The 15,754-nt window shown below is 36.8% G+C and carries 14 protein-coding genes, 1 tRNA gene and 2 riboswitches; of the genes, 3 read left to right on the top strand and 12 right to left on the bottom strand.

Translation table 11 applies throughout. The features are described 5' to 3' along the window. Nucleotides 1-348 precede the first annotated feature (348 nt). The 6 genes from ampS to groES form a co-directional block, all read right to left on the bottom strand. Nucleotides 349-1,854, bottom strand: coding sequence for an aminopeptidase AmpS (gene ampS, locus RCJ96_RS27010; RefSeq protein WP_416504785.1), 1,506 nt, complete (start codon nucleotides 1,852-1,854; stop codon nucleotides 349-351). Further along, nucleotides 1,838-2,539, bottom strand: coding sequence for a response regulator transcription factor (locus RCJ96_RS27015; protein ID WP_000929888.1), 702 nt, complete (start codon nucleotides 2,537-2,539; stop codon nucleotides 1,838-1,840). The genes ampS and RCJ96_RS27015 overlap by 17 nt, the downstream gene beginning before the upstream one ends. 145 nt (nucleotides 2,540-2,684) lie before the next feature. Beyond that, nucleotides 2,685-4,010: an NCS2 family permease gene (locus RCJ96_RS27020; RefSeq protein ID WP_242304872.1), complete on the bottom strand. Its 1,326-nt coding sequence runs from the start codon at nucleotides 4,008-4,010 to the stop codon at nucleotides 2,685-2,687. A 127-nt stretch (nucleotides 4,011-4,137) separates the two neighbouring features. Further along, a riboswitch (purine riboswitch) is annotated at nucleotides 4,138-4,239 on the bottom strand. A 154-nt stretch (nucleotides 4,240-4,393) separates the two neighbouring features. Continuing rightward, nucleotides 4,394-5,932 carry a glutamine-hydrolyzing GMP synthase gene (gene guaA, locus RCJ96_RS27025; protein WP_000743925.1) on the bottom strand — a complete coding sequence of 513 codons (1,539 nt, stop codon included), beginning with the start codon at nucleotides 5,930-5,932 and terminating at the stop codon, nucleotides 4,394-4,396. A 164-nt stretch (nucleotides 5,933-6,096) separates the two neighbouring features. Continuing rightward, nucleotides 6,097-6,198, bottom strand: a riboswitch (purine riboswitch). A gap of 140 nt (nucleotides 6,199-6,338) precedes the next feature. After that, nucleotides 6,339-7,973, bottom strand: a complete 1,635-nt coding sequence (gene groL / locus RCJ96_RS27030) for a chaperonin GroEL (RefSeq protein ID WP_001029999.1) — start codon at nucleotides 7,971-7,973, stop codon at nucleotides 6,339-6,341. Nucleotides 7,974-8,011: 38 nt separating this feature from the next. Further along, on the bottom strand, nucleotides 8,012-8,296 hold the full coding sequence (groES, locus tag RCJ96_RS27035; protein ID WP_000917306.1) for a co-chaperone GroES: 285 nt from the start codon (nucleotides 8,294-8,296) through the stop codon (nucleotides 8,012-8,014). A gap of 401 nt (nucleotides 8,297-8,697) precedes the next feature. Here groES and RCJ96_RS27040 point away from each other — a divergent pair, with 401 nt between their 5' ends. Together RCJ96_RS27040 and RCJ96_RS27045 are read left to right on the top strand one after the other, a co-directional pair. Then, nucleotides 8,698-9,447, top strand: a complete 750-nt coding sequence (locus RCJ96_RS27040) for a CPBP family intramembrane glutamic endopeptidase (RefSeq protein ID WP_000745340.1) — start codon at nucleotides 8,698-8,700, stop codon at nucleotides 9,445-9,447. Then, nucleotides 9,444-9,635, top strand: a complete 192-nt coding sequence (locus RCJ96_RS27045; RefSeq protein WP_070805104.1) for a YdiK family protein — start codon at nucleotides 9,444-9,446, stop codon at nucleotides 9,633-9,635. The genes RCJ96_RS27040 and RCJ96_RS27045 overlap by 4 nt, the downstream gene beginning before the upstream one ends. A gap of 29 nt (nucleotides 9,636-9,664) precedes the next feature. On the opposite strand, the gene RCJ96_RS27050 is transcribed toward RCJ96_RS27045, so the two are convergent. Continuing rightward, complete coding sequence (locus RCJ96_RS27050) at nucleotides 9,665-10,294, bottom strand: redox-sensing transcriptional repressor Rex (RefSeq protein ID WP_000437698.1); 630 nt, start codon at nucleotides 10,292-10,294, stop codon at nucleotides 9,665-9,667. Between the two features lie 187 nt (nucleotides 10,295-10,481). On the opposite strand from RCJ96_RS27050, the gene RCJ96_RS27055 reads away from it, so the two are divergent. Next, nucleotides 10,482-12,416 (top strand): ABC-F family ATP-binding cassette domain-containing protein, encoded by a 1,935-nt coding sequence (locus RCJ96_RS27055; RefSeq protein WP_238137636.1) that lies wholly within the window; start codon nucleotides 10,482-10,484, stop codon nucleotides 12,414-12,416. 419 nt (nucleotides 12,417-12,835) lie between these two features. On the opposite strand, the gene tsaD is transcribed toward RCJ96_RS27055, so the two are convergent. From tsaD to RCJ96_RS27080, 5 genes are all read right to left on the bottom strand, one after another. Next, complete coding sequence (gene tsaD, locus RCJ96_RS27060; RefSeq protein WP_000414598.1) at nucleotides 12,836-13,852, bottom strand: tRNA (adenosine(37)-N6)-threonylcarbamoyltransferase complex transferase subunit TsaD; 1,017 nt, start codon at nucleotides 13,850-13,852, stop codon at nucleotides 12,836-12,838. Then, a complete protein-coding gene (gene rimI / locus RCJ96_RS27065; RefSeq protein ID WP_074608537.1) occupies nucleotides 13,852-14,295 on the bottom strand; it encodes a ribosomal protein S18-alanine N-acetyltransferase in 444 nt (147 codons plus the stop codon). Before rimI ends, tsaD begins: the two co-directional genes overlap by 1 nt. Nucleotides 14,296-14,308: 13 nt before the next feature. Continuing rightward, the gene (gene tsaB, locus RCJ96_RS27070; RefSeq protein ID WP_000865758.1) at nucleotides 14,309-15,001 is read right to left on the bottom strand and encodes a tRNA (adenosine(37)-N6)-threonylcarbamoyltransferase complex dimerization subunit type 1 TsaB; all 693 of its coding nucleotides are present in this window, start codon (nucleotides 14,999-15,001) and stop codon (nucleotides 14,309-14,311) included. Continuing rightward, nucleotides 14,982-15,458, bottom strand: coding sequence for a tRNA (adenosine(37)-N6)-threonylcarbamoyltransferase complex ATPase subunit type 1 TsaE (gene tsaE, locus RCJ96_RS27075; RefSeq protein WP_074608534.1), 477 nt, complete (start codon nucleotides 15,456-15,458; stop codon nucleotides 14,982-14,984). The genes tsaB and tsaE overlap by 20 nt, the downstream gene beginning before the upstream one ends. Nucleotides 15,459-15,632: 174 nt before the next feature. Then, nucleotides 15,633-15,708 (bottom strand) — tRNA-Asp (locus tag RCJ96_RS27080). Between the last annotated feature and the right edge of the window lie 46 nt (nucleotides 15,709-15,754).

A 15,754-nucleotide genomic window follows, 5' to 3' on the forward strand; every position in this document is an offset into this window, starting at 1 on the left:
TATTAGGCACGCCGCCAGCGTTCATCCTGAGCCAGGATCAAACTCTCCAATAAAGTTAGTTTGTCTAGCATCATAAAATAAAAATTGACGTTTCACGTTGTTTGTTTCGTTCAGTTTTCAAAGAACTGCTTAGTCGCTCATTTGCGACTTCCTTATGTTAACATTTTCATCTTTCAATGTCAACTAAGTTTTTTATTTCGTTTGTCGCTTTCGACGTTGTTGTCATCGGCGACTTGTTCTATATTACACCTCTAATCTCTAATCGTCAACATGTTTTTCTAAAAAAGTATAAAAAGGCTTATTTCTTTTAAAATAAGCCTTTTTATCATATACCATTCTATTCGTTTATTATTTTTCTATAATTGGTAACGAGACGATAAACTGAATAATACCATCCTCATATTCAGCTCGAATACTACCACCTTGTAATTCAACAATACTTTTCGCAATCGCCAATCCAAGGCCTGATCCTTCTGTTACTCTACTTCTAGATTGATCTTTCTTATAAAAACGTTCAAACAAACTCGCTAACTCTTCTCTCGTAAACTCTTCACTATGATTCGCAATTACAATTTGTATATCCCGGCGCTGCCTTTGAAGGGAAACTTTGATCTCTCCATCGTCTTTACTATACTTAATCGCGTTCATTAATAAATTATCAAATACACGAACCATCTTTTCCGAATCAATCGCTGCATAGGCACGTTCCTCAGGAAACTTCTTAACAAACGTAAGTCCATGCTCTTCTGCCTGCGGTACTAACTCTTCTATTAATTGCTCGAGCAACTCATTTACACATACTTCTTGTTTTTCTAATACAACTTGTTCATTCGTTAACTTCGTATACTCAAATAAATCTTCTATTAAATTTTTCAACTGCTCCGACTTCGCAAAAGCAATTCTCGTATACTCATCATGTTGTTCTTTATTTTCATATTTAGAATCTCTAAGTAATCGTAAGTAACCCATAATAGAAGTCAGTGGTGTACGTAAATCGTGAGATACATTCGTAATAAGCTCATTCTTTTGCTTCTCTAATCTACGTTCCTTTTCTATATTATTCATAAGCTCTTCCGCCATATTATTAATATTCTCAGTTAAAGACGCAATCTCATCTTCACCTTTCTTCTCAATACGGTACGCTAAGTTGCCTTTTTCTATTTCCTTTACACCTTCTGCCATCGCTTCAATTTGTTTCATCTTTCTCTTTGTTATATAGAAGAAAGAGAAAATGAATACGAGTACACCAATTAAAAATGGGAATGGGCCTTCTTGCGTATCATACATTACTACACCATCCGGAATTCCACTAACGAACATATATAAATTCTTATTTTCTATTGTAATAGGTGAAAAAGCTATAAATTCTTTTCTCGTATTTTCAAATATATCTTGACCATTTGAATAGTTAATCGCAAATGATGCTGCATTACGAATCGTATTATGCAGATCGATTTGCTCTTCTTGTGCCTGCTTCGTTTTATATACAACTTTACCACTTTCGTCAGTAACCAATATTTTTAAAGCTCTATTTCCTCGCTCTAAATTTTGATTCTCCGTTTCGATCATATTGGATATAGCTTCTAATTTATTTTCATGCACCGAACTATTTGCTGCTCTTTGAGCTTGATAATTAATTTGTTGCATACCAGACCGATAATCGACAGTCGCTTTACGATTCGCATTCTCAAAAAATGGTGCAGCTCCCTTTGCAAAAAAAACTCCTAATAACGCACAAGCAGCAAAAGTAGTAATTAGTTGAATTCTTATACTCTTTCGTACGCTCTTTACTAATTTCTCAATTAATTGTCTTATTTTCCTAATATAAGCGAATGGATTAAATATCTTTTTCAATCTTATACCCCACTCCCCATACCGTTTTTATATATCTAGGCTTCCTTGGATTCTCCTCAATCTTTTCACGTACTTTTCGAATATGCACCATTACAGTGTTATCAGACTGGAAAGATCTTTCGTTCCACACCTTTTCATAAATTTGCTCCGCGCTAAAGACCATCCCCGGATTACGGGCTAGCAATTCTAAAATTGAAAATTCCCTCGGAGTTAGTTTCACTTCTTCTCCCTCTACAATGACTTTATGGGTTGAGATGTTTATTTTCATCTCCCCAATCTCTAGCTCGTCCTCATTTTGTATAGCGAAACCATTCATTTTCATATAACGGCGTAACTGAGATTTAATTCTTGCGATTAACTCTAACGGATTAAACGGTTTCGTTACGTAATCATCTGCACCCGTTGTTAATCCTAAAATCTTATCCATATCTTGCGTTTTCGCTGAAAGCATAATAATTGGCATTTCTTTTTCTTCCCTTACTTTCATACACATATGAATGCCGTCTACTTTCGGCATCATAATATCTAATACGACTAGATGTACTTCATTTTCTTCTAGTAAACGTAACCCTTCTTCTCCGTCTCCTGCTTGCAGTACTTTATATCCTTCATTCTTTAAATAGATTGTAATTAAATTTCGGATTTCTTTTTCATCATCTACGACAAGTATTGTTTCGTGTGCCACAATATCTCCCCCATTACTTTTTTAATCCCTAACTTCTATTATAGGAAAACTTCTGAAGAAAAACGCTCGGAAATCCTTAAGTTTTTCTGAAGACGCAAAAAAGGTCTAGACTCCCCTTAAGTCTAGACCTTTCAAAAAACCCCTTTTATTTACGAACGTAGATGAAATATAGTACGAATAAAACTCCCATAACATACATAATTGGATGAATCTCTTTACGACGACCACTTACTACCATTGTAATTGGATAGAAGATAAACCCAATCGCAATTCCCGTGGCGATACTATACGTAAGCGGCATTGAAATGATAGTAAAGAATGCTGGCACTGCAATCTCGAATTTCTTCCAATCAATTTCTCCTAAAGAAGAAACCATCAAGATCCCTACAATAATTAAAGCTGGCGCCGTTACAGCTGGCGTTACAACACTTAATAATGGAGAGAAGAATAATGCCAGTAAGAAGAATCCTGCTGTTACAACTGCTGTAAATCCAGAACGTCCACCCGCTGCTACCCCTGCAGAAGATTCAATATAAGACGTTGTTGTTGATGTACCTAAGATCGCACCAATTACAGTTGCAATCGCATCTGCAAATAATGCTTTTCCTGCACGTGGTAATTTATTGTTCTTCATTAATCCAGCTTGATTCGCAACCGCTACAAGTGTACCTGCTGTATCAAAGAAATCGATAAAGAAGAACGTTATAATAACAATCACCATTTGAACAGTGAAAATATCTCCGAAGTGCGTTAACGCCGCACCGAACGTTGGTTCTAGACTCGGTATTGCTCCCACTACAGCTTTCGGAGTATCAATTAATCCTGTTGCTACTCCTAAGATTGCTGTAAGAATCATACCGTAAAATACTGCACCATTTACTTTCTTAATCATGAAGATAATTGTCGTAACAACTCCGAAGATTGCTAGTAACGTTGTGCCCTTTGTTAAGTCCCCCAACCCAACAAGAACAGCATCATTTTTCACGATAATTCCAGCATTTTGGAATCCAAGGAAAGCAATGAATAATCCGATACCTGCCGCTACTGCAAACTTTAACTCTGATGGAATTGCATTAATGATTTTTTCACGAATACCTGAAGCTGTAAGAATAATAAAGATAATACCTGACATTAACGTTCCAGCAATTGCTGTTTGCCACGGAATACCCATCGTTAACACTGCTGTATAAGCAAAGAACGCGTTAATTCCCATACCCGGCGCCAAAGCAATCGGATACTTCGCGAAAATCCCCATAATTAACGAACCGATCGCTGCTGCTAATGCTGTAGCAACGAATACTGCACCTGGATCCATTCCTGTACCTGCTGGTAACCCTTTAACATTCCCAAGTGACAGCGTAGCAGGATTGACAAATAGTACGTAAGCCATAGATAAAAATGTCGTTAAACCTGCTATGAACTCTGTTTTATAATTCGTGCCGAGTTCATCAAACTGAAAATAGCGTTTCATCTTACGTTTCCCCCGTTATATGATTACTCGCCGTAATCCCCTAGCCCTCTTTTATCTATTAAAAATAAAAAAGGCTTCCATTGCATATACATGGAAGCGTTCTATGAATAAAGATAAGATCCCCCTCACCTTTATAAAAACGCCTCGTAGTCAAGCCATTTACGGTAGCTAGGTAGAAACTTTCGGGCCATATCCCCGATATTATACGACGGCATAATATTCACTTTTCGTTTGAATTACATACTCATATTAACTCTTGAAAGTATTTTTGTCAATTTAAATACGAACATTTTTATTAACTTTTATATTTTCGTTCGTATTAAACTCAAAATAAAAAAGATCCATCTATTGCATGAGCAATAGATGGATCTTTTATTATAATACTATTCCCACTCAATAGTTGCTGGTGGCTTACTCGTTACATCATACACGATACGGTTAACGTGTTTTACTTCGTTTACGATACGTACAGAGATTTTCTCTAATACGTCCCAAGGGATACGTGCCCAGTCAGCTGTCATACCGTCGATAGATGTTACCGCACGGATACCTACTGTGTAATCGTAAGTACGCTCGTCACCCATAACACCTACGCTACGCATACCAGGAAGCGCAGTGAAGTATTGCCAGATTTCACGATCTAAGCCAGCTTTAATAATTTCTTCACGTAAAATCGCATCAGATTCACGAACGATTTCTAATTTCTCTTCTGTGATTTCACCTAGTACACGAATACCAAGACCAGGACCTGGGAATGGTTGACGCCATACGATTTCGTCAGGAATTCCTAGTTCAGATCCTAATACACGTACTTCATCTTTAAATAACGTGTTTAAAGGCTCAATTAATTTGAACTGCATGTCTTCTGGAAGTCCACCAACGTTATGGTGAGATTTAATTGTTTGTGCAGTTGCTGTACCACTTTCAACGATATCTGTGTAAAGTGTACCTTGTGCTAAGAAGTCCATTCCTTCTAACTTAGAAGCTTCATCATCAAATACGTAAATGAATTCGTTACCGATAATTTTACGTTTTTGTTCTGGATCTTCTACACCTTTTAACTTGTTCATGAAGCGTTCTTTTGCATCCACTTTAATAACGTTCATATGGAAGCCTTCGCTAAATGTTTTCATAACGCCTTCTGCTTCGCCTTTACGAAGTAAGCCGTGGTCAACGAAGATACAAGTTAATTGATCGCCGATTGCTTTATGAATTAATACTGCTACAACAGAAGAATCTACACCGCCACTAAGTGCGCATAGAACTTTTTTGTCTCCAACAGTTTCACGAATTTTTTCTAATTCTACTTCGATAAAGTTCTCCATGTTCCATCCTTCAGAACAACCACATACGCCGAATACGAAGTTTTTAATTAAATCGTTACCGTGCTCAGAGTGACGTACTTCTGGGTGGAATTGTACACCGTATAAGTTTTTCGCTTCATTGCTCATACCAGCAATTGGGCAAGACTCACTTGTTGCGTCTACTACGAATCCTTCAGGTAAACCAGTTACTAAGTCGCCATGGCTCATCCATACAACTTGCTCTTCTGGAAGGTTCGCATATAATTTTGATTCGTTCTCTACTTTAAGAACCGCTTTTCCGTACTCACGGTGGTTTGCACGTTCTACTTTACCACCGAATTTTTGTGTCATAAGCTGCATACCGTAACAAATACCGAAGATCGGTAATCCTAGGTCAAAGATTTTTTCATCACAATGTAATGCACCTTCACCATATACACTATTTGGTCCACCAGAGAAAATAATCCCTTTTGGATTTATTTCTTTAATTTCTTCTGCAGTAATTGTATGCGGATGAAGTTCACTGTATACACCGAACTCACGAATTCGACGTGCTATTAACTGATTGTATTGACTTCCAAAATCTAAAACGATAATTGTATCGTGTTGCTTCTTCAAAATAATCACCCCAACGTTAGTTCTCGTATATAAATATTTTCACCAATTAGGCGAAAAGCATTACCAATATAATAAAAAAAGCCAGTCCTCCGCCTCTAGTCTCATAACAAAGAAAAGGCAGGGGTCTGGCTTTATAAAGAAAGATAGTCTCCGCTCTTTATAAATATAAGACACACTGCCTTCATAGTCAGGTTGTTTACGGTAACCCGGTAGAGACTCTCAAACCATATCTTTGAGGATATATGAAGGATCGTTTTATATTATCTTCCTAGATTCTAACAATGAAGTGTCGGTATGGTCAAGAGAGAAAGCGACAAAATTCTACAGAAATTCATTTCCTTTTCTAAAAAACATAAAAAAACATCCATTTCTATATAGAAATGGATGTTTTTTAGGGCAAACGGAATTACATCATTCCGCCCATACCGCCCATGCCCATGCCGCCCATGTCAGGCATTGCTGGTGCATTTGGTTCTGGCTTGTCAGCTACTACAGCTTCAGTTGTTAAGAACATAGCTGCAACAGATGCTGCGTTTTGAAGTGCAGAACGAGTTACTTTAGCTGGATCTACGATACCAGTTTCAAGCATGTTAACCCACTCGCCAGTAGCTGCGTTGAAACCAACGCCTACTTTTTCGCCTTTTAGGCGCTCTACAACTACAGATCCTTCTAGACCAGCGTTGATTGCGATTTGGCGAACTGGCTCTTCTAGTGCACGAAGTACGATGTTGATACCTGTTGCTTCGTCGCCTTCAGCTACGATAGAAGCTACTTTTGTGTATACGTTCATAAGTGAAGTACCACCACCTGCAACGATACCTTCTTCTACTGCTGCACGAGTTGAGTTAAGTGCATCTTCAATGCGAAGTTTGCGCTCTTTTAACTCAGTTTCAGTTGCTGCACCTACTTTAATTACTGCTACGCCACCTGCAAGTTTTGCAAGACGCTCTTGTAATTTTTCACGATCGAATTCAGAAGTTGTTTCTTCTAATTGCGCACGGATTTGACCGATGCGAGCTTCGATTTGTTCTGTGCTTCCTACACCTTCAACTACAGTTGTGTTTTCTTTTGTTACAACAACTTTACCAGCGCGTCCTAAAGATTCAACTGTAGCAGATTTTAAGTCACGGCCTAATTCTTCAGTGATTACTTCGCCACCAGTTAAGATTGCGATATCTTCTAGCATTGCTTTACGACGGTCACCAAATCCAGGAGCTTTAACAGCTACTACATTGAATGTACCACGAAGTTTGTTCACTACTAATGTAGCTAACGCTTCGCCTTCTACATCTTCAGCAATGATAAGAAGCGGTTTACCTTGTTGTACCACTTGCTCTAATACTGGTAAGATTTCTTGAATGTTAGAAATCTTTTTGTCAGTGATTAAGATGTATGGGTTATCAAGAACTGCTTCCATTTTGTCAGAATCAGTAATCATGTAAGGAGATGCATATCCACGATCAAATTGCATACCTTCTACTACGTCTAATTCTGTTGTGAAACCTTTAGATTCTTCTAAAGTAATAACGCCGTCGTTACCAACGCGCTCCATTGCTTCAGCGATTAATTGACCTACTTCTTCGTCAGCAGCAGAAATAGCAGCTACTTGTGCGATAGAAGATTTACCTTCGATTGGTTTAGAAATCGTTTTTAATTCTTCTACTGCAGCAACTACAGCTTTTTCGATACCTTTACGAAGACCCATTGGGTTCGCACCAGCTGTTACGTTTTTAAGACCTTCACGAATCATAGCTTGTGCTAATACAGTTGCAGTTGTTGTTCCGTCACCAGCTACATCATTTGTTTTGCTAGCAACTTCTGCTACTAATTTCGCACCCATGTTTTCGAATGCATCTTCTAATTCAATTTCTTTTGCGATTGTTACACCGTCATTTGTAATAAGTGGTGAACCGAATTTTTTCTCAAGAACAACGTTACGACCTTTTGGTCCAAGCGTTACTTTTACTGCATTTGCAAGAGTGTCGACACCGCGAAGCATCGAACGACGTGCTTCTTCACTAAATTTAATATCTTTTGCCATAATAATTGACCCCCTTGGATTTTTTAAGATTTATATAATTAACCGATAACTGCTAAAATGTCACTTTCACGTAAAATCAAGTAGTCTGTACCTTCATATTTCACTTCAGTACCTGCATATTTTGAGAAGATGATAAGATCACCTGCTGCTACCTCTAAAGCAACACGCTCACCATTTTCAAGCACTCGACCAGTACCTACTGCAATAACTTTACCCTCTTGTGGTTTTTCTTTTGCTGTGTCTGGTAATACAATACCACTTGCTGTTTTTTCTTCCGCTTGAACAAGCTCAATTACAACGCGATCACCTAATGGCTTTAGCATGAACAATAACCTCCTCATTTTGTTATGTAAATTTTATTTATTAGCACTCAAGTCACCCGAGTGCTAACACACTTATAATAATAAATAATCTCAATTTCTTTTGCAAGTAAAAAAATCATAATTTTTTCGCAAATTACGCTATAAATTTTTCTATATAGAGTTCCTCTTCTTCTACCTTTACTATATGAATCGTTGTTTCCACTACTCGTATGTTACAATATGAAAGGACACCCTAAGTTGTTTTCGCTACACACACAACTTTCTCCTGTCTTCTATTATAATTTCAAATAAGGATTTACAAAAAAAACATAATTTAAGTAAGGTTTATATCGTAGGTAGCATATTTACATGTTATCCTACCTTATCTCATACACTAGAGTTAGAAAGGATGGTTAAACCATTTGAAAAAACAATATTGGTGGGTTATCGTTACATACATTTTAATGCAGTTATCATCAATTGCTGGATTACCACTTCTCCTGAAAACTGGGCTTTATGATAACAGGGGATTCACTAGGGAAGAGAAATTTCAACTCATAACTGGTCACTGGGCAATCATTAGCTTCTTTATTGCATTATGTATCGTACTTTGGTTACTTAGAACAGATATTCGCGACAGACATTTAGATACAAAGCGTTCTACTGTTCCAGCTACGATTGGTTGGATTTTTATCGGGTTCTTCTTAGCATTTTTCTCGCAAAGTATTGCTGGTATGATTGAAATGTATGTATTAGGTATTAAACCTGGATCTGAAAATACAGCGAGACTTATGGATATCGCAAGAACGACACCTTGGTTCCTTATCGTCATCTCTATAATAGGACCTATTTTGGAAGAAATCGTATTTAGAAAAATTTTATTTGGTACACTTTATAAGAAGTTTAACTTCTTTATTGCCGCTATCATTAGTTCCCTTGTATTTGCGGCGATTCATTTTGATTTTACTCACTTATTGGTATACACTGCTATGGGGCTCGTATTCGCCTTCTTATATGTAAAAACGAAGCGTATTATCGTTCCAATCGCAGCGCATGTTGCAATGAATACATTAGTTGCAATTGCTCAAGTTTTAGTGAGTAACGAACAAATTCAAGAAATGATTAAAGAAGCTGAAAAAATGCAAGGCTTTATCGGAGGATTTTTAGTATGAGAAACTCACCATTGTTCATGGCTGCATTGTACTTCCTTCTAGGATGTATCTTTACACGCTTCGCCATTACGAACGTAACAGATACAATTTGGAATATATGGACAATACTATTTGCAGTTATGGCAACGATTGATTTTAATTTGGCACTTCGCCTTATCTTAGTTAAATTCACAAAGAAAAAACAATAATAAAACGCAGAGGTCGCTTCCTCTGCGTTTTATTGTGGATAATTCTTCAAAAAGTAAACTAATGTTTGTAACTCTACTGCTAAATCAATATGATGAATTCTTATATTGTCTGACACATTTAATCGTGCTGGTGTGAAATTCAAAATACCATGCACGTTTGTTTCTGCCAATCTATCAGCTACAGATTGTGCTACTGTAGCGGGTACTGTTAATATTGCCACTTGTATATCAGATGATAAACGTTCTTCTAATTCATCTAAGTGATATACAGGAATGCCTCCGATTTCTGTTCCAACTTTCTCTTCACTAATATCAAACGCCATTTCAATTTTTGTATTATTGTTTTTCGTGAAATTATAATGTAAGAAAGCGGTCCCTAAATTACCTACTCCAATAAGCGCTACACGTGTTATATCATCTTGGTCGAGTGTTTCACGGAAAAATGATAATAAATAATTTACGTTATATCCATATCCTTTTTTCCCTAATGCTCCAAAGTATGAGAAATCTCTTCGAATCGTTGCGGAATCAACCTTTACCGCTTCACTTAATTCGGCTGATGAAACACGTTGCTTACCAGACAAAGATAAGTTTTGGATAAATCGATAGTATAGAGGCAATCTCTTAGCAGTGGCTTGTGGAATTTTCTGCTGCTCCATATAACCTCTCCTCTCTTCCTATCTTTATTCATATGCTTTAATCAAATACAGAAGTTTAGCACTTATTAAATTCCTTGTATAATAGAAAGAAGAAGTATTCTCTCTGTATTTTAAACTATACACTATTTTTAGTATGATTGAGAAATATAAACATGGCAAAGTTAAGAAATTATTTGAGGTGAAAACATTGATTTTATTACAAGTAAACGCGCTTTCGAAATTATACGGTGCAGAAACGATTCTTTCAAATATAAAATTAGAAGTTCAAACGAAAGATCGTATCGCATTAGTCGGACGAAATGGCGCTGGAAAATCTACATTATTAAAAATAATAGCGGGTGAGCTATCTCATGATGGTGGAGAAATTATAAAACCGAAAGATGTCTCAATTGGATATTTAGCTCAAAATACCGGTTTAGAAACATCTTTAACAATTTGGGATGAAATGCTAACCGTCTTTACACACTTGCAGCAAATGGAGATAAAACTTCGAAGGCTAGAGCAAGAGATGGGAAAAGAAGAAAACTTTTCAAACGAGGCTACATATGAAAGATTATTAGCTGATTATGACCAATTACAATTAGATTATAAAGATCAAGGTGGCTATCAGTACGAAGCAGATATCCGTTCGATTTTAAGTGGTCTTGGCTTCCCAGTTGAAACGCACCAGACGACGATTTCGACATTAAGCGGTGGACAAAAAACACGATTAGCTCTCGGTAAATTATTATTAACAAAACCAGACTTACTTATTTTGGACGAGCCTACAAACCATTTAGACATAGAAACATTAACATGGCTTGAACAATATTTACAAGGTTATCCTGGGGCAATACTAATCGTTTCCCATGACCGTTATTTCTTAGATAAACTTGTTACACAAGTATATGAAATTTCGAATAAAGAAAGTAGACGATTTGTTGGTAACTACAGTAAATATTTAGACTTAAAATCAGCACTATACGAGCAAGAAATGAAACGTTATGAAAAACAACAAGATGAGATTGCTAAGCTAGAGGACTTCGTTCAAAAAAATATAGCTCGTGCATCTACGACAAAACGTGCGCAAAGCCGCCGTAAACAATTAGACCGTATGGAATTATTAACAAGACCATTAGGGGATTCTAAGTCAGCTTCCTTCCACTTCGATATTGAAAAACAAAGTGGAAATGATGTTTTACAAGTAAAGGACGCAACTATCGGCTATGATAAGGATCCAATTATTGAACATGTAACAATGCGCTTAACTCGCGGAGATAGTGTTGCTTTAGTTGGTCCAAATGGAATTGGGAAATCCACATTATTAAAATCCATTGTGAATAAGTTACCACTATTACATGGTGAGGTTTCTTTCGGATCTAATGTCTCTGTTGGTTATTATGATCAGGAACAAGCTAATTTAACATCTTCTAAGCGAGTTTTAAATGAGCTATGGGATGAATATCCACTGCAACCTGAAAAAGAAATTCGCACGATATTAGGTAACTTCTTATTCACAGGAGATGATGTATTAAAGCCAGTATCTTCTCTTAGCGGTGGACAAAAAGCTCGTTTAGCTCTTGCCAAACTTATGATGCAAAAATCGAATTTATTAATTCTCGATGAGCCTACAAACCATCTTGATTTAAATAGTAAAGAGATTTTGGAGAATGCTTTAATTGATTATCCTGGTACCCTTCTCTTTGTATCTCATGACCGCTACTTTATTAATCGTGTAACGACGACCGTTGTTGAGTTATCAACAGAAGGTGCACAGGAATATTTAGGGGACTACGATTACTACGTTGAAAAGAAAAATGAGATGATTGAACGTGCTGAATTTGAACAACAAGAACAGCAAGAAAATCAGGCACCTGTTCAAAAAACTGTAGCTCCAGAAAAATTAAATTATCTCGAAGAAAAAGAGCGCAAAAAGTTGGAGCGTCAACGTACTCGAAAAATCGAAGAACTAGAACAAAATATTGTACAATTTGAAGAAGAAATTGCTACGTTAGAAGATCAACTTTGCTTACCAGAAATATATGCAGATTATGAAAAGGCTAGTGAAATTACAACGAAAAAGCAAACACTACAAGAACAACTTGATGCTTGTATGGCAGAATGGGAAGAATTGCATTTATAAGAGTATAAATAAGAAGGATGTCTCATCAGTCGGGATTTTTGACGATGAGACATCCTTCTTATCTTCTAGCCATGGTCAACCTCTATTGCATAAACGATTCGACACGAGGTATCGATTTGCCGACAAGGTTTGACAATATTAGCCTCCCTTATAATAAGGGCATATTTCAAAATGTTTTTTAGAGATACCTTTTTCGTTTTTATTTCCCGAAAAAGGATAGATTCAAAGGTCAGACTTCATCTATTTTATCCACAAGTTTATACACATATCCACCTTTATAAAATAAACATCTAAATAACTTTTCCACATTATCCACAATCAATAAAAAAGTTATCAACATTTTATATACACAACAAAACCCACATTATCAACAGATAATATGGGTTTTATCCACAAGCTGTGGTTAATTTTGTGCATAACTATGCTTCGATATCTAATCCTGGATTTGCATTTAAAGCTAATGTAGCACGTTTTCCTTGTTCATATGCAATTGTACCTGCCGCTGCAATCATTGCTGCATTATCTGTACATAAAGATAGGGGAGGAATAATTAGCTCTACATTTTCTTTTTGTGCAAATTCTGCTTCTAAACGTGCACGCAGTCCTTTATTAGCAGCTACTCCACCAGCAAGAAGCACTTGCTTTACGTTATAAGCATCCGCTGCACGAGATGCTTTCGTTACTAATACGTCAATTACACTCTCTTGGAAACTTGCTGCTAAATCTTCCGGTGCAATTTCTATCCCGCGTTGTTTTGCGTTATGCACAGTGTTGATAACTGCTGATTTCAATCCGCTAAAACTGAAATCATATGAATCCGGTTCAAGCCATGCGCGAGGTAAATCGATTGTTGGTTTCCCTTCATGTGCAAGGCGATCAATATGAGGACCACCTGGATATGGCATAGATAACGTACGAGCTACTTTATCATATGCCTCTCCTGCTGCATCATCTCGCGTTTCACCAATTACTTCAAAGGAACCATGTTCTTTCATATAAACAAGCTCTGTATGTCCACCAGATACAACAAGTGATAGTAATGGGAATTGAACTTCTTTTACTAAACGATTCGCATAAATATGGCCAGCGATATGATGAACACCAACTAGGGGGATATCATGTGCAAATGCCACTGCTTTCGCTGCGTTCACCCCTATTAGAAGCGCTCCTACTAAACCAGGTCCTTCTGTGACAGCAATTGCATCAATATCATCAAATGTGATATTCGCTTCTTTTAACGCCTCTTCTAACACAACTGTAATTTCTTCTACATGATGACGGGATGCAATCTCTGGTACAACTCCGCCAAAACGTTTATGACTTTCAATTTGTGATGCAACGACATTTGCAATAATTTCCGTTCCATTTTTAACAACTGCTACTGCTGTTTCATCACAACTTGTTTCAATACCAAGTATAATCGTATTTTTTTCCATTATATATTCACCCACATTACGAGACCATCTTCCTGATTGTCTGCATAGTATCGTTTACGAATTCCACCATTTTGAAATCCGTATTTTCTGTATAACTGTTTTGCTACTTCATTTGATACACGTACTTCAAGTGTCATCGTTTTTACACCTAGAGTTTTCGCTTCGGAAATAACTTCTTTTAATAAAGCATCTCCTAGCTTTTGACCTCTGTATTCTGGTAAAATAGCTATATTTGTTATATGCGATTCATCAATAATTATCCACAATCCACAATACCCAATTACACGACCATCTTTTTCTAGCACAACATAATGTGCATGTTCATTCATCGTTAACTCACGTTGAAAGGCATCTGCAGTCCAAGGAGTTGAAAAAGATGCTTCTTCAATAGCTACAATTTGAGCAATATCATCGAGTTCCATCTTTCTAAATATCATATCCATCCTCTGCAAGCTCCTACTTGTTTTGACTTTCTAACCACTTTGTTTCAGCTTCAGCTAAACGAAGGTAACTAGGAACAAATGAATGTACATCTTGTTCTTCTTTTTGTAATCCTAAGAACGCTAGCTCACTTGGTCTTGGGTTATTTTTAGTGAAAGGAGCAAAGACAGCTTGATTGCCTAAATGTTCGATAATTGTTTCTTTGTGTAGTTTCACATCGTTACCAATAAATAAAACAGGCTTTCCTTTATCTTTTAACATTTGCAACCAGTCTACAATAAGGATGATTCGGTCTTCCTCTATAGAAGTTAAATCCTCTCCTTCATATGTATATAAGCCAGTATAAATTTGTCCACGTCTTCCATCGAATAAAGGACAGATTAATCCATCAAAATTAGCTCCGTTTGCAGCCACTACTTCTAAACTTGATACACCTACAATTGGTATTTGAAGTGACCAAGCTAATGTTTTGGCAGCTGTCACGCCTATACGAACACCTGTATATGATCCTGGTCCAGCAGCTACAACTATTTTAGTTAATTCTTTTGGTTTTACACCGCATTCTTTTAACAGTTGTTCTACAGCTGGCATAAGACGCACAGAATGATTTTTTGTTAAATTTGTAATGATTTCCCCAATTACGTTTCCTTCTTCAATAAGGGATACACCCATTACATAATTTGAAGTATCAATTGCTAGTACTTTCATCTTGTAATAGCTCCTCACATAATCTAATATAGCGATCTCCAATTGGCTCGAGTACAATGTTTCTTGTGTTGTCATCTCCAGCATGGAATAAACTAATTTGTAGCTTCTCATTTGGTAAATATGCTTCTATTAAATGAGCCCATTCTACTACCGTAATTCCTTCACCGTAGAAATACTCATCAAAACCTAAGTCTTCTTCACTTTCAGCTAAGCGATACACGTCCATATGATATAGCGGTAATCTCCCTTTATATTCTTTAATAATATTAAAGGTAGGGCTATTTACAACTCTTTTCACTCCAAGACCTTTTGCTAGTCCCTTTGTAAAAGTCGTCTTACCAGCCCCTAGATCTCCTTCTAAAATAATTACATCTTGTGCCTGAGCAAGTTCACCAAGTTTTTCTGACAACCTTTGTGTTTCCTCAGATGATTTTGTTGTTATTTCATATTTACTCACAGACTTCACCTACTTTACTCACAATGTTCTCTGCTATTTATTATACAGGTTTTGAATATATAAAAAAGTCCTTAGGAGTTTTCCTAAGGATAGTTTGACTGTCTTTATTAGTTTTTTGTTAAAACAAATAAAAAAATACGAAACAACATGTTTCGTTCTTTTCTTTATATAAAATGGCGGTCCCGACCGGGGTCGAACCGGCGATCTCCTGCGTGACAGGCAGGCATGTTAACCACTACACCACGGGACCATTTGGTTGCGGGGACAGGATTTGAACCTGCGACCTTCGGGTTATG

This window comes from Bacillus sp. BSL6 (assembly GCF_052928345.1).